The sequence below is a fragment of the Carboxydocella sp. ULO1 genome (assembly GCF_002049255.1).
Lineage (GTDB): Bacteria > Bacillota.
This window is the reverse complement of the sequence record NZ_BDLQ01000101.1, coordinates 1-20,210: the sequence shown is the minus strand read 5'-3', so window position 1 is coordinate 20,210 and position 20,210 is coordinate 1. Positions and strand designations below refer to the sequence as shown.

23 protein-coding genes and 1 riboswitch are annotated in these 20,210 nt (G+C 38.9%); of the genes, 22 read left to right on the top strand and 1 reads right to left on the bottom strand.

Going from position 1 to position 20,210, the window contains the following annotated elements; all coding sequences use genetic code 11:
• Positions 1-24: 24 nt before the first annotated feature.
• The 11 genes from ULO1_RS11350 to ULO1_RS11300 all read left to right on the top strand — a co-directional run bounded on the left by ULO1_RS11350 (position 25) and on the right by ULO1_RS11300 (position 9,482).
• Positions 25-540, top strand: a complete 516-nt coding sequence (locus ULO1_RS11350) for a hypothetical protein (RefSeq protein WP_143311769.1) — start codon at positions 25-27, stop codon at positions 538-540.
• A 14-nt stretch (positions 541-554) separates the two neighbouring features.
• Positions 555-1,346, top strand: a complete 792-nt coding sequence (locus ULO1_RS11345) for a TIGR00282 family metallophosphoesterase (protein ID WP_078664401.1) — start codon at positions 555-557, stop codon at positions 1,344-1,346.
• Positions 1,347-1,460: 114 nt separating this feature from the next.
• Positions 1,461-1,721: a stage V sporulation protein S gene (locus tag ULO1_RS11340; protein ID WP_078664402.1), complete on the top strand. Its 261-nt coding sequence runs from the start codon at positions 1,461-1,463 to the stop codon at positions 1,719-1,721.
• A 78-nt stretch (positions 1,722-1,799) separates the two neighbouring features.
• Positions 1,800-2,717, top strand: a complete 918-nt coding sequence (locus ULO1_RS11335; RefSeq protein ID WP_159446579.1) for a dipeptidase — start codon at positions 1,800-1,802, stop codon at positions 2,715-2,717.
• A 1-nt stretch (position 2,718) separates the two neighbouring features.
• On the top strand, positions 2,719-3,570 hold the full coding sequence (locus ULO1_RS11330; RefSeq protein ID WP_078664404.1) for a PHP domain-containing protein: 852 nt from the start codon (positions 2,719-2,721) through the stop codon (positions 3,568-3,570).
• Positions 3,571-3,715: 145 nt separating this feature from the next.
• The gene (locus ULO1_RS11325) at positions 3,716-4,462 is read left to right on the top strand and encodes a peptidoglycan-binding protein (RefSeq protein ID WP_079906859.1); all 747 of its coding nucleotides are present in this window, start codon (positions 3,716-3,718) and stop codon (positions 4,460-4,462) included.
• Positions 4,459-6,723, top strand: coding sequence for a carbamoyltransferase HypF (gene hypF / locus ULO1_RS11320; protein WP_078664406.1), 2,265 nt, complete (start codon positions 4,459-4,461; stop codon positions 6,721-6,723). The genes ULO1_RS11325 and hypF overlap by 4 nt, the downstream gene beginning before the upstream one ends.
• Positions 6,723-6,962 carry a HypC/HybG/HupF family hydrogenase formation chaperone gene (locus ULO1_RS11315; RefSeq protein ID WP_078664407.1) on the top strand — a complete coding sequence of 80 codons (240 nt, stop codon included), beginning with the start codon at positions 6,723-6,725 and terminating at the stop codon, positions 6,960-6,962. Before hypF ends, ULO1_RS11315 begins: the two co-directional genes overlap by 1 nt.
• A complete protein-coding gene (gene hypD, locus ULO1_RS11310; protein ID WP_079933625.1) occupies positions 6,937-8,028 on the top strand; it encodes a hydrogenase formation protein HypD in 1,092 nt (363 codons plus the stop codon). The genes ULO1_RS11315 and hypD overlap by 26 nt, the downstream gene beginning before the upstream one ends.
• 3 nt (positions 8,029-8,031) lie before the next feature.
• Positions 8,032-9,048, top strand: coding sequence for a hydrogenase expression/formation protein HypE (gene hypE / locus ULO1_RS11305; protein ID WP_079933624.1), 1,017 nt, complete (start codon positions 8,032-8,034; stop codon positions 9,046-9,048).
• An 11-nt stretch (positions 9,049-9,059) separates the two neighbouring features.
• Positions 9,060-9,482, top strand: coding sequence for a DUF3842 family protein (locus ULO1_RS11300; RefSeq protein WP_078664410.1), 423 nt, complete (start codon positions 9,060-9,062; stop codon positions 9,480-9,482).
• On the opposite strand, the gene ULO1_RS11295 is transcribed toward ULO1_RS11300, so the two are convergent.
• Positions 9,475-9,972, bottom strand: coding sequence for an HD domain-containing protein (locus tag ULO1_RS11295; protein WP_159444457.1), 498 nt, complete (start codon positions 9,970-9,972; stop codon positions 9,475-9,477). The genes ULO1_RS11300 and ULO1_RS11295 overlap by 8 nt on opposite strands.
• Before the next feature lie 136 nt (positions 9,973-10,108).
• Between ULO1_RS11295 and cobU the strand changes: the two genes are divergently transcribed.
• The 11 genes from cobU (at position 10,109) to ULO1_RS11240 (ending at position 20,078) form a co-directional block, all read left to right on the top strand.
• Positions 10,109-10,624 (top strand): bifunctional adenosylcobinamide kinase/adenosylcobinamide-phosphate guanylyltransferase, encoded by a 516-nt coding sequence (gene cobU, locus ULO1_RS11290; RefSeq protein WP_159444458.1) that lies wholly within the window; start codon positions 10,109-10,111, stop codon positions 10,622-10,624.
• Positions 10,624-12,129 carry a cobyric acid synthase gene (locus ULO1_RS11285; RefSeq protein ID WP_078664413.1) on the top strand — a complete coding sequence of 502 codons (1,506 nt, stop codon included), beginning with the start codon at positions 10,624-10,626 and terminating at the stop codon, positions 12,127-12,129. The genes cobU and ULO1_RS11285 overlap by 1 nt, the downstream gene beginning before the upstream one ends.
• A gap of 2 nt (positions 12,130-12,131) precedes the next feature.
• Positions 12,132-13,118 (top strand): adenosylcobinamide-phosphate synthase CbiB, encoded by a 987-nt coding sequence (gene cbiB, locus ULO1_RS11280; RefSeq protein WP_079933623.1) that lies wholly within the window; start codon positions 12,132-12,134, stop codon positions 13,116-13,118.
• 1 nt (position 13,119) lies between these two features.
• Positions 13,120-13,863, top strand: coding sequence for an adenosylcobinamide-GDP ribazoletransferase (gene cobS / locus ULO1_RS11275; protein WP_078664415.1), 744 nt, complete (start codon positions 13,120-13,122; stop codon positions 13,861-13,863).
• A gap of 20 nt (positions 13,864-13,883) precedes the next feature.
• The gene (locus ULO1_RS11270) at positions 13,884-14,993 is read left to right on the top strand and encodes a histidinol-phosphate transaminase (RefSeq protein WP_159071871.1); all 1,110 of its coding nucleotides are present in this window, start codon (positions 13,884-13,886) and stop codon (positions 14,991-14,993) included.
• On the top strand, positions 14,962-15,576 hold the full coding sequence (cobC, locus tag ULO1_RS11265) for an alpha-ribazole phosphatase (protein WP_078664417.1): 615 nt from the start codon (positions 14,962-14,964) through the stop codon (positions 15,574-15,576). The genes ULO1_RS11270 and cobC overlap by 32 nt, the downstream gene beginning before the upstream one ends.
• A gap of 107 nt (positions 15,577-15,683) precedes the next feature.
• Entirely contained in the window at positions 15,684-17,135 is a 1,452-nt protein-coding gene (gene guaB, locus ULO1_RS11260) for an IMP dehydrogenase (protein ID WP_078664418.1), read from the top strand.
• Positions 17,136-17,246: 111 nt separating this feature from the next.
• Positions 17,247-17,630, top strand: coding sequence for a hypothetical protein (locus tag ULO1_RS11255; protein ID WP_078664419.1), 384 nt, complete (start codon positions 17,247-17,249; stop codon positions 17,628-17,630).
• A gap of 23 nt (positions 17,631-17,653) precedes the next feature.
• The gene (locus tag ULO1_RS11250; protein WP_078664420.1) at positions 17,654-18,514 is read left to right on the top strand and encodes a MoxR family ATPase; all 861 of its coding nucleotides are present in this window, start codon (positions 17,654-17,656) and stop codon (positions 18,512-18,514) included.
• Complete coding sequence (locus ULO1_RS11245) at positions 18,511-19,818, top strand: VWA domain-containing protein (RefSeq protein WP_079933622.1); 1,308 nt, start codon at positions 18,511-18,513, stop codon at positions 19,816-19,818. The genes ULO1_RS11250 and ULO1_RS11245 overlap by 4 nt, the downstream gene beginning before the upstream one ends.
• Positions 19,819-19,850: 32 nt before the next feature.
• A complete protein-coding gene (locus ULO1_RS11240; protein ID WP_078664422.1) occupies positions 19,851-20,078 on the top strand; it encodes a hypothetical protein in 228 nt (75 codons plus the stop codon).
• A gap of 62 nt (positions 20,079-20,140) precedes the next feature.
• Positions 20,141-20,210: riboswitch (cobalamin riboswitch) on the top strand. This riboswitch is flagged as partial in the annotation.

Here is a 20,210-nt window from a genome sequence, read left to right as displayed (position 1 = left end):
TATTTATTGGGAAGGGTGACACAGTTGAAACAAAATCTAACAATGGAAAACGACAATGCTGGTTTACTGATTTCTTTCTTGATCCGCTATCCCGAGATACTGAAGATTATATATGAGCCAAAACAAATGGTCATAACCTTTGCCTTTGGCATCCGAACACCCTTAGAGGATAAGCAATTTAATAAATTTAAAAATAAAGTATCGGATTATATTAATACCGTACTGTATCTAAATAATCAGACTGCTAAAATCCAGGATCTCTCTATAACGTCTATGCATGGAATCAGCTTGGTGGAATTTAAAAGGGACTTAACTACTTTTGAAAAAAATGAACTCAATGTGTTGATTGAACTTCTAAAAAGAGAGTATGAGGAAAAGTTACTGGTAGAGGATATGGGAAGTGTTGAAGAAGATGTACTCTGGCTACATGAAGAGATTATTAATAATTTTTTACTGAATCTGGGTGGAGCTGCTAGCAATGATGTCCCTTTAGTAGCTTTCCGTGAAAATGGGAGAGTATTTGTTTTTAATAAAAATTAGTTGAGGTGAATGGAATGCGCATCTTAATGCTGGGGGATATTACCTCCAGGCCTGGAAGAAGAGCGATCAGTGAAAGGTTACAGGATATAATAAAAACTAACGAGATAGATTTCGTTATTGCCAATGGAGAAAATGCAGCTGGTGGTAATGGTATAACCAGGGAAATAGCTGATGAACTATTCCTCGCTGGTATTGATGTATTAACAATGGGTAATCATGTCTGGGATAAAAAAGAAATTTATAATTTTATTGATAAAGAGGCCAGAATATTAAGACCTGCTAATTATCCCCCTGGTACTCCAGGTACAGGCTGGGGCATCTTTCGTTTAAAAAATAATCTCAAAATAGGGGTAGTTTCACTAGCAGGAAGAGTTTTCATGGGGGAGCAACTTGACTGTCCCTTCCGAACCCTTGAGAATGTTATATCAAGTTTAACAAAAGAGACCAAAATAATCATCATAGACTTTCATGCTGAAGCAACTTCGGAAAAACAGGCCCTGGCCTGGTATTTTGATGGGCGGGTCTCGGCAATATGCGGTACGCACACCCATGTACTTACCTGTGACGCCAGAATTTTCCCCAGAGGAACAGCCTACATTACTGATTTGGGAATGACCGGACCATACTATTCTGTCCTCGGAGTAAAACCCGAAATTGTCATCCGCAAATTTATTACCCAGCTGCCACAAAAATTTGAGGTCGCCAGTGGTCCCTGGCAAATTAATGGTGCAATCTTGGAGATAGATGAGGGGACTGGTAATGCTCTTGCAATAACTACTTTAAATGAAATAGAAAAAATGTTGTAAAAAATTTCTGAAATCTTCGAGCTACAAAAAGGAATTTTTTCATTGTTGGCGAATATTTATAATTGGGAACAAAAGAAAAAAATTACATCCCTATTTTGTAAGGAGGTTGTGTAAATGGAAGTCCTCAAGGTTTCAGCAAAGTCTAATCCAAATTCTGTAGCAGGTGCATTAGCGGGGGTCTTGCGTGAGAGGGGCGGTGCCGAAATTCAAGCCATAGGAGCTGGAGCGATCAACCAGGCTGTAAAAGCGGTTGCTATTGCCCGGGGTTTTGTTGCTCCAAGCGGTATGGATCTTATTTGCATTCCAGCTTTCACCGATATTATTATCGACGGTGAAGAAAGAACAGCCATAAAGTTAATAGTAGAGCCCAGATAAAATATTTTTTTCAAGATATTTGACCTGTTTGTCTCCACAAACAGGTTTTTCTATTTTATGGGAAGGAGGCGTGATGCGTTGGACTATTCAAAGGTTTTACTGTTTGATGGCCATTGTGATGCCCCCTGGGCCGAATTTCAAGGGCAAAAACCAGCAATAGATTCTAGACCTGTGGAAGGCCGGTATATTCAGGTGTTAAATACTTTTTTCTCAGATTCAATGCTGGTAAAGGAATCAAAATGGTCAACCTTGTTCTCATTGTGGGATATCTCTAGAAGAATTGCCAGGAGGCTAAATCTACCAATTTTAACGGAACGGCCATTTTCTACCCAGTATGGAATAATTCTAGGGATTGAGGGGTTAGATCTGTTTTCCGGAAATTTGGCTGAGTTGGAAGCTCTCTTTGTTTTAGGATATCGGTTAATTGGCTTAACCTGGAACAGATCTAACCTGGTTGCAGATGGGCTTGGTGCTGGCAGTTCAGCAAAGGGACTTACCCAAATAGGCAAACTTGTGGTAAAATGGTGTTTGGATAAAGGGGTTATTTTAGATTTAGCTCATCTTGCCGAAAAAGGTTTTTGGGATGTAATGGCAGTAGCTACAAAACCGATAGTAGTTAGCCACGCTAACTGTTATCAACTTTGCCCACATCAGCGTAATCTTACTGATTGTCAAATCAAGGCCCTCATTGCTAACCAAGGTCTAATTGGCATAACTTTCGTCCCAGAGTTTTTGAGCGGCAAGACACAGGCTACAATGGATGATATTATTCGACATCTCGACCATGTTCTAGCTTTAGGAGGAGAAAACAATGTCGGTTTCGGCAGTGATTTTGCCGGCACTGACAGCCTACCACTTGGAATTACTGGCCCTGAAAGCTGGATGAAAATAATTGAAAGCCTTTATCAAAGATATTCAGACGAATTAGTGCATAAAATCATCGGTCTTAATTGGTTACGCATTATTAATTCAAATTTGCCTGAAAGAAGGAATTGATATGCCCGCTGACCTCCATCTCCATTCAACGGCATCTGATGGCACCCTATCCCCGGAAGAAATTGTGGCTGAGGCAGCTGCCCTGGGGTTGACAACTATTGCTATAACTGACCATGATACTATGGATGGCATTAATTCGGCACTAATTGCAGGTAAAAAACATAATGTTAAAGTCATCCCGGGAATCGAGATAAACACTGAATGGAAGGGACTGGAGGTACACATTCTTGGTTATTATCCCGACATGTTTCATCCCCAATTTGCGGATATGTTGCTAACCTTGCAAGCAGCAAGAAGGGAAAGGGTAATTAAAACAATTGAAAAGTTGCAGCGTAACGGTATCGACATTGATATTTCTGATATACTGGCAGAAGCTGGAGGCCGCTGTTTAGGACGTCCTCATATAGCAAGAGCATTAATCAAGAAGGGTTATGCCAGCACCCAACGCGAAGCTTTTGAATTGTATATTGGGCCAGAAGCACCCGCCTACGTACCTCGTTTTAAACTTAGTCCAGAGCAAGCTATTTCAATCATTATTCAAGCTGGCGGGGTACCTGTTCTTGCTCATCCAGGGGTTCTTGCTAGAGACGATATTATTTATTATTTATTAAAACACGGGTTAATGGGAGTGGAAGTATTTCATCCCGACCATAACGCACGCCAGATTCAAATTTATTTAAAAATTGCCAGAAAGCTCGATTTATTAATTACTGGTGGTTCTGACTGTCATGGACCGCGGGGCAAAAAAAGAGGATTGATGGGGAAAGTACGCCTGTCTACGCGCTATGTGGAAGAACTCAATTCGGCAATTAAAAATAATCCCACAATAATGCTACCTGAATGTAAGCTATAAAAAAAATTATCCACAACTGTGGATAATTCTGTTGATAAATTATCAGACAATTCACGACAATTTCCGTCAGCTTTCGGAATTGTTTCGGCTGTTTTTTCTTGTTATAATAGTTTTGTCATAATATTTTAAGAAAGGAGCCGTTCTTTTGCGTAAATTAGCTATTTATGTGCTATGTATTATTTTGTTCCATTCGATGTTCATACCAAGTGCCCTGGGGGCAACAAAATATTTGCAAAACGGTGATAAGGGTCCTTTGGTTAAAGAATTGCAAGTTTTGCTAAAACAGAAAAAAGTCTATAATGGGCCTATTAACGGCATTTTTGATAATCGTACCCATGCTGCAGTTGTTAAATGGCAAAAACGCATGGGTCTACCGGCGTATGGTAAAGTAGGCCCAGCTACATGGGCAACATTAAAAAAGCAGAACAAAAGTAGAACAAAAACTGTTAGCCGCAGTGGAGACCTCCGTAAACCAGGGTATGGACAGCTGATAGACTGGTCGCTAGTCAATCAGCTTTGGGAAGTAGGTACAATTGCCCAAATTATCGATCTGGAAACCGGGAAACAGTTTAATGTCAAGCGGATTTACGGGCATAACCATGCCGATGTTATTCCTTTAACAGCTGCTGATACTGAAGTCCTTAGATCTCTTTATGGAAGGTGGAGCTGGGACAGAAGAGCGGTTATTGTTTGTTATAACGGACAATACTGGGCGGCCTCAATCAATGGTATGCCCCATGGAGAAGGAGCTCCTGCAATTAACAACTTTCCCGGACATTTTTGCGTTCATTTTCTTAACAGCCGTACCCACGGTTCCAGTTATACTAAATCGGGTGTTTCTATAACTGATCCTGATCATCAAAGAATGGTGAGAAAGGCTGCTGGATTATGATTAAACGTTGGCTAGTCCGCATTTATGGTGTAGTACAGGGAGTAGGGTTCAGGCCGTTTATCTACAATCTTGCCAGCAAATATCAACTCAGCGGATTGGTTGGCAATGATACCCAAGGGGTTTTTTTAGAGATAGAAGGGTCAGAGGAAGTGTTAAACGCATTTGTTCAACAGATACCAATTGTAGCTCCTCCTATGGCTGTAATTGACAAGATTGAGATAATTAATACTGAGTTACCTATATCAATGCAATCAGGTTTTATCATTGTCAAAAGCCAGGGAGCAGGTGACAAACAAATATCTGTACCTGTAGATACAGCTTTATGTTCTGACTGTGAAAAAGAATTGTTAACTCCGGAAGATAGACGTTATTTATACCCTTTTATAAATTGTACAAATTGTGGCCCTCGTTATACAATTATCGAAGCTTTACCCTACGATCGTTTTAATACTACAATGAAAACTTTTCAAATGTGCCCGGAGTGTGCGGCGGAATATAACGACCCCACAAATCGGCGTTTTCATGCCCAGCCTAATGCATGCTGGCACTGTGGCCCACAGGTCAGTCTGCTCGATAGACAAAAAAACATTATCGCCAGAGGTATTGAAGCTATAAAACAAGCGGGAGAATTTTTATCTGCTGGCAAGATTATTGCTATCAAAGGCTTGGGGGGTTTTCATCTCGCCTGCGATGCCCGGAACTCTGACGTGGTAAAAACTTTACGACGGAGAAAAAACCGGGAAGAAAAAGCTCTTGCTGTTATGTGCAAAGACATCAATACACTAAAGGCGATAGTGCAAACTAGCATTTATAGTGAAAAAATCCTTCAAGGTCCTGAAAAACCAATTCTCCTGCTGCCCAAAAAGGATACTCAGCTTCTGGCTGATGAGATTGCCCCTGTAAATCCTAATTATGGGGTGATGTTACCATACACTCCTCTGCATCGGGTATTATTTGAGTTTTCACCACCGTATCTGGTTATGACTTCCGCCAACAAAACGGATGAACCTATAGAATACAAAAATGATGAGGCGGTATCAAATCTTAATCAGATTGCAGATTACTTTCTGTTACACGATCGAGAAATTAAACGCCGCTGTGATGATTCAGTTGCAACCGTTTTTAGGGACAAACTCTTTATGATAAGACGCTCTCGTGGTTTTGCTCCTCTAGCCATCAAACTGCCTGAGGAATTTAGCCATATTATTGCAACGGGAGCAGAACAAAAAAATGTTATCGCAATAGCTAAAGGTAAAGATATTATTCTCAGTCATCACCTGGGCGACCTGGAAAATGAGGAAGCCTATCGAGCCTTTGAAGAATGTATAAATGACCTGACAAGTTTTTTGGATTTAAAACCGCGCCTAATCGTACACGACTTACACCCTGAATATTTAGCCACTAAATGGGCTCTGGAACAACCGGTTGCTAAACTGGCTATACAGCACCATGAGGCACATATTGGAGCTTGCATGCTAGAGCATCAACTGGCAGAGCCCGTTATCGGTATTGCCTTTGATGGCACTGGTTATGGTTACGACGGAACTCTCTGGGGCAGTGAAGTTTTTATCGGTGATGGTAAAGATTTTCGGCGAGTAGCTCACTTACTTCCCATCCCGTTAATTGGTGGCGAAAAAGCTATTAGGGAAGTCTGGCGTTTAGGATATGTTTTACAGGAGCTAGCCGGCATAAAAGAAAAGAATGCCAACTTTAACAATAGGCCCGAAATTAGTATTTTCAAGAAAATGCTATCCAATCATCTTAATGTTTTTCTATCCACCGGCATGGGACGGCTATTTGATGGTGTAGCAGCAATACTAAATTTACGTGAAAAAATTACGTATGATGGACAGGCTGCCATTGAGCTGGAAAATATAGCTTATCATAGCACTAAATCAATTCCTTTAAAATTAGATATAATCCAGCAGGAGAAAAAATGGTTTTTTGACTGGCGACCGTTAATACAACAAATTTCCGCCTATCTCCGCAAAGGTGAGGCTATTTCAACCCTTGCTTTTGGCTTCCATTTAGCCATAGCAAATGCAATCAATGAAATCTGCCTCTTAATAAGAAACCAGTACGGAATAAATAAGGTCTGTCTGAGTGGTGGGGTGTTCATGAATCAAATTCTTTTAAGAGAAAGTGTTTCAAGGTTGGAACAGGACAATTTCGAAGTTTACTGGCATCAGACAATTCCCTGTAATGATGGTGGCATAGCTGCCGGTCAAATTTATTTAGCATATTTAAGGAGTGAAAAATAATGTGTTTAGCTGTACCTGGTAAACTGATTGAAAAGAAAGAAAACACTGGAGTTGTGGAACTGATGGGAGTTAAACGGGAAGTTAGTTTAATACTATGTCCGTCCGCTTCAGTTAATGATTATGTGCTTGTTCATGCTGGTTTTGTTATTGATGTTGTAGATGAGGAAGCTGCTTTAGCAACTATTAAATTATTACAGGAGCTGGAGGAAAAAAATGCAGAACACCATTTCGCAAATTAAAAACCCGCAACTAGCAAAAAATCTAGTTCAGGAAATCACCAAGCTAGCCTTACAATTGCCCCAAGTAAAAATAATGGAAGTGTGTGGTACCCATACAGTTTCAATCTTTAAATCGGGCATTCGTTCTCTGTTGCCTGAAAATGTGAAATTGGTATCCGGGCCCGGTTGCCCGGTTTGTGTTACACCTAATAACTACATTGACCAGAGCATTTGGCTGGCCCTAGAAAAAGGTGTAATCTTAACCAGTTTCGGCGATATGTTAAAAGTTCCTGGTAGTAAGTATTCCCTGGCCCAGGCCAAATCATTGGGTGCTGATATTCGCGTTGTATACAGTACGTTAGATGCACTGAAAATAGCACAGGAAAATCCTGAAAGAGAAGTTGTATTTCTGGGTATAGGTTTTGAGACAACAACTCCAACCGTAGCCAGTGCGGTTTTGCTGGCAGCAGAGCAGGGACTGAATAACTTTTCAATTATAGGAAGCCATAAAACGATCCCTGCCGCATTAAGGGCTTTAGCTGAAAACAAAGAAATAGGAATAGACGCATTTTTATTACCAGGACACGTTTCTGCTATTATCGGCCTTGAGCCTTATGTTTTCCTTGCTAACGAATATAACTTGCCTGGCGTAATAGCTGGTTTTGAAGGCGTGGATATTCTAATGGGAATTTATGAAATCCTGCAAATGCTTATAAAAGGCCAGGCTCAAATATTAAATGCTTATCCTAGAATTGTTAAAACAGAAGGCAATCCAGTGGCCAGAGAAATAGTCAATCGAATTTTTCAACCTGCCGATGCCTACTGGCGTGGTATCGGTCTTATTCCCGAAACAGGCCTTGAATTAAAAGATCAATACAAAACTTTTGATGCAAAGGAAAAGTTTAACATTCCCGATTTTTCTGCTCATGAACCTAAGGGTTGTCGTTGTGGGGAAGTTTTAAGGGGCCTAGTTACACCACCTGAATGTCCATTGTTTAGTAGAAAATGTACTCCTGAAACACCAGTAGGTGCATGTATGGTTTCTATTGAAGGAACATGCGCAGCATATTACAGATATGGGGTGTGAACCATGGAATTTATTACCCTTGGCCATGGCAGTGGTGGCAAATTATCTCATCGCCTAATTTCTGAACTGTTTTTGAAGTATTTTCAAAACGAAATTCTCATCAAACAGGATGATATGGCTATCGTACCAGGCAGCAGTATGAACTGGGCTATTTCGACTGATTCTTTCGTTATTAATCCGATCTTTTTCCCCGGTGGAAACATAGGGAAATTATCTGTCTGTGGAACTGTAAATGATGTCGCCATGTCCGGTGGAATACCATTATACTTGACAGCAGCTTTCATAATTGAGGAAGGGTTCCCCCTGGCAGAACTGGAAAGAATCGTCCAGAGTATGGCTGAGACGGCCGCATCGGCTGGTGTGAAAATAATAGCAGGCGATACCAAAATAGTTGGAAAGGGACAAGCCGATGGCATTTTCATTAACACAACAGGTTTTGGATTAATTCCAGAAGGCAGAAATATTAGCGGACGCAACGCTCAGCCAGGTGATGTAATAATCGTAAATGGAACTTTAGGAGACCATGGAGTAGCAGTAATGGCTGAACGACATGGACTGGAATTTTCCGTACCTATCTTCAGTGACTGCGCTCCTTTAAATGAAATAATTGCCCTGTTGCTGGAAAATGTACCTCGGGTAAATGTTTTGCGCGATCCCACACGTGGCGGTTTGGCAACTACCCTCAACGAAATAGCCTACCAGAGTAATGCAATGATAGAATTATGGGAGGAAAAGCTTCCAGTAAAGGATGAGGTTTTTAGTGCCTGTGAAATTCTTGGTCTAGATCCTTTATATATTGCTAATGAAGGTAAATTTATCGCCATTTTACCGGAAGAATTTGCTGATATAGCATTAGCTACAATCAAGAACCATCCTCTTGGCCGTGACGCGGCGATTATCGGTAAAGTAGTAGACAAACCTAAAGAAAACTCAAATAATAAAGTTTACCTTAAAACAGCCTTGGGCGGAAAAAGGATTCTCGACATGCTGGCCGGCGATCAGTTGCCCAGGATTTGTTAGGGAGAGGTTTTATGCGTATTGCTGTGATTGATGGTCAAGGCGGAGGTATTGGAAAACATATTACTGAAAAACTGCGTAAAGTTTTTGGGGAAAAAATCGAGATAATAGCCCTGGCTACCAATGCCTGGGCGGCCGCTAATATGTTGAAAGCAGGAGCCAATGAGGCTGCCTCAGGAGAAAATGCTATTTGTTACAGCATTAAAAACGTAGACATAATTGTGGGACCGCTAGGTATAGTTATTCCGAATTCAATGTTAGGGGAAATAACTCCTGCTATAGCTACGGCTATAGCTAGTATAGATAAAGAAAAATATCTTTTACCTATTTGTCGTGATCAAATCAAGCTAATAAGCAATAGCAATGAGCCATTACCTCATTTAATCAATGAACTGGTGGATGTGATAAGAAACAAACTGGCCGATGATCTCAATTGAGATTATCGGCCAATCTTAAAATCTCGATCTCTGCGGGAATTTTGTGTTCCTGAGAATGGTGATGCCTAATTAGTTGTAAGGTAATAGAATCAATGGTATTAATGGTCCTGGCTACATTCCAGCCAATTTCCCCGTGATAAAGATAGGAATGACACATGCGATGCCACCAGGATAACGGACTGCGATAATCAAGATATGCATATTTTTTAACTAATCCTGGGAAAAGGGCATTTACCATTACCATGATAACTCTTTCCAGCAAGGATATTTGGAAACTTACCTTACCGATATCATGTAATAGAGCTCCTTTAATCAATGCTTCTCGATTAAGACGGCTTTGTTGCTCAGAATCTAGTCGATCAAATAATTTTTCGCAGGTTCTGGCAACCCGGACACAATGCTTTTGGGTTATGGGATCCAAATGATAAAAAAGGGTTTGTTCCATCAAGTTTAAATATGAGTTAACATATTCTCGATCTTTATCAGTCATTTTCGAAAATATAGCCCAAAAAAACTGCTTGAACCGTCTTAACATATATTGCCTCCAATCCAAGAAATCTATGACATAGTATAGCAAAAAATATTCAGGGGAGAAAGGGGTAACAAACTTGCCGGGGGAAAAAATTTTGGTAGTTGGTGGCATCCGCAGTGGGAAAAGTAAGTGGGCAGAAAAATTAGCTTCATCGGATAGGCAAGTAGTGTATATTGCTACTGCACAGGTCTGGGATGAAGAAATGGCCAGAAGAGTAAATGAACATAAAATACGCCGCCCGTCACACTGGCAAACAGTTGAGGAACCACAGAAAATAGCTTGTATTCTAAATGAACTAAATCAGTGGGATGTCCAACCAACGGTGTTAATTGATTGTCTAACATTGTGGGTAACTAATTTATTGCTGAGTGAAATGAATTTGGAAAAAGAGTTTGCTGATTTGGTGCAAACAATAAAAACATATCAAGGAAAAGTTATTTTGGTTAGTAATGAAGTTGGGTTAGGAGGAATAGCCAGCAACCAGTTAACCCGGACCTTTGGTGATGCACTGGGAACTTTACACCAGCTATTAGGTGAAATTTGCAATAAAGTTTATTTTGTCTGGTGTGGTATAGCAATAGATATAAAAAAGCACGGGGAGAGGATATAATGGCGGCAAAGACTATTATGGTCCAGGGAACTGGCTCTAATGTCGGTAAATCATTAATTGTTGCTGGCTTGTGCCGGATTTTGAAAGAACAGGGGCTAAAAGTAGCTCCCTTCAAAGCGCAAAATATGGCCCTGAATAGCTACATTACATATGAGGGTGGGGAAATAGGCAGGGCCCAGGCATTACAGGCAGAAGCTGCTGGTATATTACCCAGTGTTGATATGAATCCCATCTTATTAAAACCTGCCGGTAATATGCAAAGCCAGGTTGTAGTATTGGGGAAGCCTCTCGGTAACATGTCTGCTCGAGAGTATCATAACACTTGGTCGCTGCAGGCATGGAAAATTGTAACTGATGCTTTTCACAGATTAGCAAATCAATACGATGTTATTGTTATCGAAGGTGCCGGCAGTCCAGCGGAAATAAACCTAAAAGATACTGAAATTGTAAATATGCGAGTTGCTAAATATGCCAGGTCGCCCGTCTTACTTGTTGGAGATATCGACCGCGGGGGCGTTTTGGCATCACTAGTTGGAACTATGGAATTATTAGAACCAGAAGAACGGCAACTGATTAAAGGGTTTATTATCAATAAATTTAGAGGCGATGTCAATCTGTTTTTACCAGCGATTGAGATATTGGAAAGAAAAACGCTGGTTCCTGTTTTAGGAGTTCTGCCCTATCAAAAGCTGGCACTGGAAGAAGAGGACTCTATGTCTATTCAATCTAAGCCTCTGCCACCAAACGGATTGGATATTGTAGTGATACGCTTGCCTCAGATATCTAATTTCACAGATTTTGATGCATTAAAATTTGAGCCAGATGTAGGTGTGCGTTTTGAATCTGACCCTTCTGCTGCAGGCAACCCTGATGCTATCATTATTCCTGGCAGTAAAAATACCATCAGCGATTTGAACTTTTTACGAACTTCCGGTTGGGAAAGTTATTTAAAAAGCGCTCAAACCCAAGGGATTCCAATAGTGGGAATATGCGGTGGCTATCAAATGCTAGGGGAAAAAATCTACGATCCCCATGGTGTGGAAGGTACAAAAAGGTTCGAAACTGGCTTAGGCTTTATCAAAATGAAAACAGAGTTTTGGCCTGAAAAAACAACTACAATTAGTAATGGTATTTTAACTAATAAATTTTTTAATTTGGAAGAGTCAGGACTTGATGTAAAAGGGTATGAAATTCACATGGGTCAAACCATTCTTGATCCTTCCGAAACCCCGTTTATTAAGCTGGATGACAATCGAACTGATGGAGCAATTACTGCACATGGACAAATTTGGGGGACGTATTTTCATGGCATTTTTGATAATGACCAATTCCGTCGAAACTGGTTAAATTATTTGCGTCAACGAAAAAAACTTTTACCTATTACTACTTTGCGTAACTATAAAGAATGGAGAGAGTACAATTTAACCCAGCTAGGCAATTTAATTAAAGAAAATTTAAATATGGAGTATTTAATGAAATTGATAGAAAATGGTATTGAGGGATAAAAATGGAGCATTGGACTATTAATAATATTATAATGATTTTTATTGCATTTTTTTTAGATTTGCTTCTAGCTGACCCTAGATGGTTACCCCATCCCGTAGAAGGAATGGGAAAACTGGCTGCTTACATTGATGCAAGACTGAACCATAATCATAACGATTTTAAAAAAGCATTAGTATCGGGCATAATTGCGCTAATTGTTTATTTACTGGCAGTTTCTCTAATTTGCTTAATAATTTTGAGCGTAACTTATGCCTATAATGAAATTTTATATGTCTTCACTGGCTCAATTCTCATCTATTTTTCCTTAGCTCTAAAAAGTTTATTAAAGGCAGCAACAAAAATATTAAAACCTTTATCTAGAGGGAATATAGCTTTAGCCCAGAAAAAAGTAGCTGAAATTGTCGGCAGAGACACTGAACATATGAATGAAGAAGAAATAATTAGAGCAACTGTTGAATCTGTAGCGGAAAATTTCATCGATGGTTTTTTTGCGCCCATTTTTTGGGCTCTTCTTGGAGGCCCTGGCGCAGCGATAATTTATCGTGCCATAAATACTTTAGATTCTATGTGGGGATATAAAAATTCTCGTTATCTTTATTTTGGGAGGTGGGCAGCCCGCCTTGATGATGTGGTTAACTGGCTACCCGCTAGATTAGGAGGATTGGGCTTATTAATCACAGGTGGAATATTAGGATTCAATCTAAAACAAAGTTTCATTATATGGTTGCGGGACGCCCATAAACATCCCAGCCCAAATTCAGGTCATCCAGAAGCAGTAATAGCTGGTTTATTAGGAGTTCAGCTGGGAGGATTAAACTATTACCATGGTCAGCCACAGTGGCGGGCTACCTTAGGAGATAAAAATAAGAAGTTTGAGTTGCGAGATATAATTAATACCCAAAAAATTGTTTTCACTGCAGGCTTATTAACTATAACCTTCATTGGATTTTTAGGTATAGCTCTAGTACTAAAGTTAGGGGTAAATTAAAATGAAGTCAGCTATCTTTGCCTTACATGCTTTAACAAGAATTTCGCTGTTTGAAGTTAAATGGGATGAAAAAGCATTCGGTAAAGCAACCGCATATTTTCCAGTAATCGGATTGTTACTGGGGGGAATTTATCTACTAATTGCCGTTTTTCTGGCACCATTTGCAAGTAGTGTTATTTTAGCTGCATTACTAATTTGGGCTCACACTATTTTAACAGGTGCCATGCATATTGATGGCTTGCTAGATACAATTGATGCAGTTTTCAGTAACAGATCTCCTGAACGGATGTTAGAAATTATGAAGGATAGCCATGTTGGCAGCAATGCAGTAATCGGTGCTTTTTGTCTGTATTTGTTAAAATACAGCTTTTTAATTGAAATTATTAAAAATAAGCAACTGGTATTGATCGTACTAGCGCCTGTTCTGGCGAGATTCAATCAAGTCGTAGTAATTTATTTTTTTCCTTATATTAGACCACAAGGATTGGGAAGTTTGTTTAAAAACTATACTGGAAAAAAGGAATTCATGTTAGCCTCATTTTTTACAATATTGAGCCTTATCATTATGTCTTATTGGTTAGAGTTTGCTGATATTTTTCTTTTTTTAATTTCAATAATTACTGCTCTTTTATGGGGAAAGAAGTTTACAAAACTTTTTGGTGGGTTAACAGGTGATCTCTATGGAGCACTTAATGAAATCACAGAAATATTGATACTAGTAGCTGGCTATTTTCTTTTAAAATAATATTGGGTGGGGGTAGTAGGTTGAAAGAAAAATTTATACGTCACCATGGCGGTAACATTTGGCGATTCAGAAAAGTTATCGATTTTTCTGCCAATATAAACCCCGAAGGGTTATCTCCAAACGTAGTAGCAGCAATTAAAGACAATCTTAATTTATTAGTTCATTACCCTGATCCTGAATGCACAGAATTAACTCAAATTTTTTGTAAAAAAAACAACCTGGATCCGGGTTACTGTTTGTGGGGAAATGGCGCCGCTGAACTTTTTTATTTATTGTTCAAATATCTAAAACCAGGCACCATTCATCTTCCTATTCCTTCTTTTTGTGAGTATGAAGGTGCTGCTTTAGCAGCTGATGCGGAAATACGGTTCTGGTCATTTGCAAAAGAAAATAACTGGGATATAGACTGGCTTGAGATAATAGCTGAAGCAAACCCTGGAGACCTGTTAGTAATTACCAATCCTAACAACCCTACAGGATTTCTCTGGGAGAAGCAGAGACTTTTACCAGTGATTGATCGTGCTTATTCTAAAAATGTAAATGTCTTGATTGATGAGGCCTTTATTGACTTTGTCGATGAACCTGAAAAATCATCTTTTATACAAGATTTCTATCAATGGCCTAATCTATTTATAAGCTATTCACTTACAAAATTTTATGCCATACCAGGTCTAAGACTGGGAATTTTACTGGCTAATAAAGAGATGATATCCTCTTTGAAATTTCATAAGGACCCCTGGAATGTTAACTTATTGGCCCAGGTAGCAGGAGCAGCAGCTTTACAGGATTCTGCTTACGAGGCTATTAGTAGAAAACTAGCCAAAAAAAGGCGTGAAGCAATGATTGAATTAATAGAGGATTATCTGGTACCAGCGGGTGTAAATTTTTGGTTACCACAGGCCAACTATGTTCTCCTGGAGTTGCCAGTACCTGTCTCAGATGTAGAACAAAAAATTAGAGATGCCGGTTTTCTAATTCGCAACTGCCAGAACTTTCGTGGACTAAATGAATATTATTGTCGTGTTGCTATAAGAACAGAAGCGGAAAATCGGGCATTAATTTTAACTATGCAAGAAATAATTACTGAGGTGAAAAAAAGTGCCGAAAGTCTTACTGGTAAGACATGGTGAAACAATCTGGAACAATCAATTACGCTACCAGGGACATACTGACATCCCGTTGAGTGAAATTGGACGCCAGCAAGCAGAAAGATTAGCATTACGACTAAAAAACTGGCCGATAACTGCCTTTTATGCCAGTGATTTGTCCCGAGCGCAAGAAACAGCCCAGATTATTGCCAGGTATCATCAAAAACCTGTAGTGTTATGTAATGGATTTAGAGAAACGAAGTTTGGCGCTTGGGAAGGATTAACCTATAAGGAGATAGCAGCACAATTCCCTGACGTTTGGAATGCATGGCAACGGGACCCTGTTAATGTCGTTATACCGCAAGGTGAAAGTGTTTCACAAGTAGCAGACAGGGCATGGAAGGCTTTACAACAAATCCTGTGTCAGCACAGGGACGATGATATGATTCTAATTGCCTCCCATGGTGGTACTATTCGTTTAATCTTAGCCCGTGCTTTACAAATGAATCTTAATCTGTTCTGGAATATCCGACAGGACAACACCGCTCTTAATATTATCGATGCATATAATGACCGTTATATAATTAGCCTGGTAAATGACACCAGTCACCTGGAACAAATTTAATGCCCGAATTGGGCATTTTTTTCTTGGCGTACTATTATGATTGTGCTATAATAATGGGAAATATTTAGGTCGAATCGAATTATAAACTAAAGAAAGGAGAATTAGATATGGAAGACAAATTCCTTAAGGAAGGACTTACCTTTGATGATGTATTATTAATACCAGCTAAGTCCGAAGTATTACCCAGGGATGTAGATACCTCTACATACCTGACAAAAAATATCAAACTAAATATTCCTCTGATGAGTGCTGGCATGGACACAGTTACTGAAGCCCGCCTGGCCATCGCCATTGCCCGTGAAGGAGGCATTGGTGTAATTCATAAAAACATGTCAATTGAGCGTCAGGCCCTGGAGGTAGATCGGGTTAAACGTTCGGAACACGGAGTAATTACTGATCCAATCTATTTGTCACCTCAACATCCCATCAGAGATGCCCTGGAATTGATGGAGAGATATAGAATTTCAGGAGTTCCTATTACTGTGCAGGGCAAACTTGTCGGTATTTTGACTAACCGAGATTTACGGTTTGTAAAAGATTATAGTTTACCTATTGAGGACGTTATGACAAAAGAAAATCTTGTTACCGCTCCGATAGGTACAACCTTAGAAGAAGCGAAAGAAATATTACAAAAACACAAGGTAGAAAAACTCCCTATTGTTGATGAAAACTTTATGTTAAAGGGTTTAATAACTATAAAGGATATTGAAAAAGCCAGACAGTATCCCAATGCTGCAAAGGATCAAAGGGGACGGCTCTTAGTTGCAGCTGCGGTAGGTGTAGCCAAGGATACTGATGAGCGGGTAGAAGCTTTAGTAGCTGCAAAGGTAGATGCCATTGTAGTTGATACTGCTCATGGTCATTCTCGAGGTGTTATAGAAACAGTAAAACGGATAAGACAAAAATACCCCGAACTAAATATTATCGCAGGTAATGTGGCAACTGCCGAGGCTACAAGAGACCTAATTGAAGCTGGTGCTGATGCCATTAAGGTGGGTATTGGTCCCGGTTCCATTTGTACTACCAGGGTTGTAGCAGGCATTGGCGTTCCGCAAATTACCGCCATTTATGATTGTGCTAGAGAGGCAGCTAAATATAATATTCCCATTATCGCAGATGGTGGGATAAAGTACTCTGGAGATATCACAAAAGCCATTGCTGCTGGTGCTGATGTAGTCATGATAGGCAGTCTGTTTGCTGGTACGGAAGAAAGTCCTGGGGAAATGGAAATTTATCAGGGACGCAGTTTTAAGGTTTATCGTGGCATGGGCTCAATCGGAGCTATGAAAGATGGCTCCAAAGACAGATATTTTCAAGAGAATGAGCAAAAACTGGTTCCAGAAGGAATTGAAGGCCGTGTACCCTATAAAGGTCCCCTTGCTGAAACCGTTTATCAATTAATAGGCGGTTTGCGAGCTGGTATGGGCTACTGTGGAGTACGTAATATACAAGAACTGAAGACTAAAACAAAATTTATACGAATTACTAGTGCTGGTTTGAGAGAAAGTCATCCCCATGATGTGATTATTACAAAAGAGGCACCTAATTATAGTTTGTAAACAATAGAGGTCTGGAGTTTGTTCCAGACCTCTTAACATTACCAGCAGGATTTTGCTGGTTTTATCGAGAATTATATTATGTTGAGATTATAATTGTGGAGGCGAATGTTCTTGCAAGAATTGCTATTTTATTCCCAGTTAGCTGTAACAGCTCTGGCCATTATGTGGTATATATTTGCAGCCTTTCAGGGATTTAAGTTTTTAACTGGTCAAATGACTACTACAGAAATGGTACCTTCTCTGAAAAATCTTACCATGTTAGGACTTCTATTTTCAATTTTAAGCATATTATTTACTGGTTTCTATAACCTGACTACTGAAAAAGTTTTTTGGGAAAATATTATGCTGGTCTCGATTGTGGATATTTTGTTTAATGCGGCGGTATTGCATATGCTTTACTGGAAATGGCGCCCTTACTGGCCTGCTGCCACAACCATCTTAACTATTTTTATTGATGCTTTTTTAAGAGTAATGTTTACCAAATTTTATTTATAGAGATAAAGGGAAGAGGGGAGAAAATGGTAAACAGTTTAGACCAACTCAAACAGTTATTTATTGAAAATAACTACTGTCCTGATGACCGTACAGTAATGGCAGTTTTTCTGGCTTTAAAGTTAAAAAAACCATTATTGGTTGAGGGCCCTGCAGGGGTAGGCAAAACTGAATTGGCCAAAGTTATCTCTAAAAGTTTAAACAGGCCTCTCATTCGCCTCCAATGCTATGAAGGGCTAGATGAAAGCAAAGCATTATTTGAATGGAATTATCAAAAACAACTTTTATACATTCAGACATTGGTGAATCAGGGTTCTAACTGGCAGGATATTAAGAAGAATATTTTTAGTGAAGAATTTTATCTGGCCCGCCCAATTTTGCAGGCATTAACTGCTGAAAAGCCAGTAGTTCTGTTAATTGATGAGATTGATAAAAGCGACCAGGAATTCGAAAGTTTCCTGCTAGAAGCACTGGCTGAATATCAAGTTACCATTCCCGAAATCGGTACTATCAAAGCCAAACATATTCCTTTTGTTTTGTTAACCAGCAATAACACAAGAGCATTCAGTGAAGCATTAAAACGACGTTGCCTCCATCTTTACATTGATTATCCTGACAAGGAAAGAGAGTTAGAAATAATTCTAAAAAAATTGCCTGATCTGGATAAAATATTGGCTGAAAAAATTATCACTTTTACCAGTAATATCAGAAAACAAAAGATCAAGAAATCACCTAGTATAGCTGAAGTAATAGAGTGGGCCCAATCTGCCCTTGTAAGCGGCCAAAAAGACCTTAACATAGACTGGGTTCAGCAATCATTATGCGTATTACTAAAATATGAAGAAGATATCAAGACAATCATGCCAAAGGTGGCCTCACTCCTATGATAGTGAGGAAAATACTCCAAATAATTAATGAGTTGCGCGAATACGGTTATCCAGTTTGTACTGATGAAGTTTGTGATTTCTTACAGGCACTAACAATTATCCCATCTACAGAATGGAATTTGAAAGATTTACTTTACATTACGCTGGTTAAAGATGATATACAGGCCAAGATGCTTGAAACTATACTATTTTATAAATCTTCAGAACTTCCAGTTGGAAATATTGTCGGTGATAGAGAATTTACAAGTAGTGAATATGGTCAACCCGAAGCTTTTAAAGAAAAGCTATTTCAGTATATTGTTCTCGGAGATATGAATAGTTTAAAGCGGATTATAAGTAAGTCATTGGACTATATTTCAGAAAAAAATCTTAATCTTAGCTACGAAGAATTTAATAAAAAGATAAAAGTTTTTTTGGAATGGAAAATTACTGAGAACAAGCTCTTAAAAACTGAAGATCCCCAATTAATAATTAATTTAGAAAGTGCACGAGAGATTTTTGAGAACGAGGTAAAAAAATTTTGGTATAACAAACTAAGTATAGAAAATAAAAAAGATTTTATAAAAGAAAACATGTTAGTGAACAAGGACCTGGGATCACTTGATACAAAAGAACAAATGGTAATTGAGCAACACATTCAAAAACTTACAAGATACCTGGCAATGAAAAAAAGCAGGCGCTGGATACGTGCCAAGTCAGGACTTTTTGACTTTAAAAAAACTTTTTCGACTTCAATAAGACACAATTTTCTCCCCTATCATTTATATTATAAAAAGCCCAAAATTACTAAGACAAATCTATACGTTCTATGCGATATTTCTGGCTCAGTTAGTCCATACGCCTTGTTTTTACTACAGTTTGTTCAAGGGATCTATAATGTTTTTAAAAATGTTAAAGCCTTTGTGTTTGTGGATCAGGTAGCAGAAATTTCCCATTTGCTTGCACAGGAAAGAATGTCTAAAGAATTAATTACCGAACTTTTCAATAGTCAGGCGTCTATTAGCGGGTTTAGTAATTACGCTTTAGTCGGACAGCAAATTTGTAATCTTCTATCTGATCACCATTATTTCCATAGTATATTAATAGTAATTGGTGATTGTCGCACCAATTACCAGCCTGCTGGTATCCAATACTGGCGAGGTCTATGCAGTAAATTTAATAAAACAATATTTTTAAATCCTGAACCCATTGAGCGCTGGAATCAAGATGACTCACAGGTAAAAGATTTTATGCCATTATTTCATTATTTTTTCGAGTGTCGAAATATCAATCAGCTGGAAAAAATCATAAGTTTTTTGCTATAATATAAGTAACTAAACAACAAGGTGGGATTATTGTGAATCTAAAAGTATGTCTTAATGTAGATAGCTTAAAAAAAGATGAAGTTAGAAAACTAATAAAGGATGTAGAGATTTTTTGCACTTGCGGTTTGCGTTTGCATGCCCTGGACTTTGAACATTCTGAAGTTTGCCCTGAATGTGGCCGCGAGTATCATTTACAGGATGGGATTGGACATTTTCATATTATTATAAATAAACCAACAGAAGAAAAAGGATATTATTAAATATTTTTGTTCATGAAAGCAGGAAAACCTGAAAAGGTGTAGAATAAATGTATTTAATATAGCTGAATATTATGACAACAGGTGCCTCTTTTGAGAGGAGAATAGGGAATCAGGTGCAAATCCTGAGCGGTC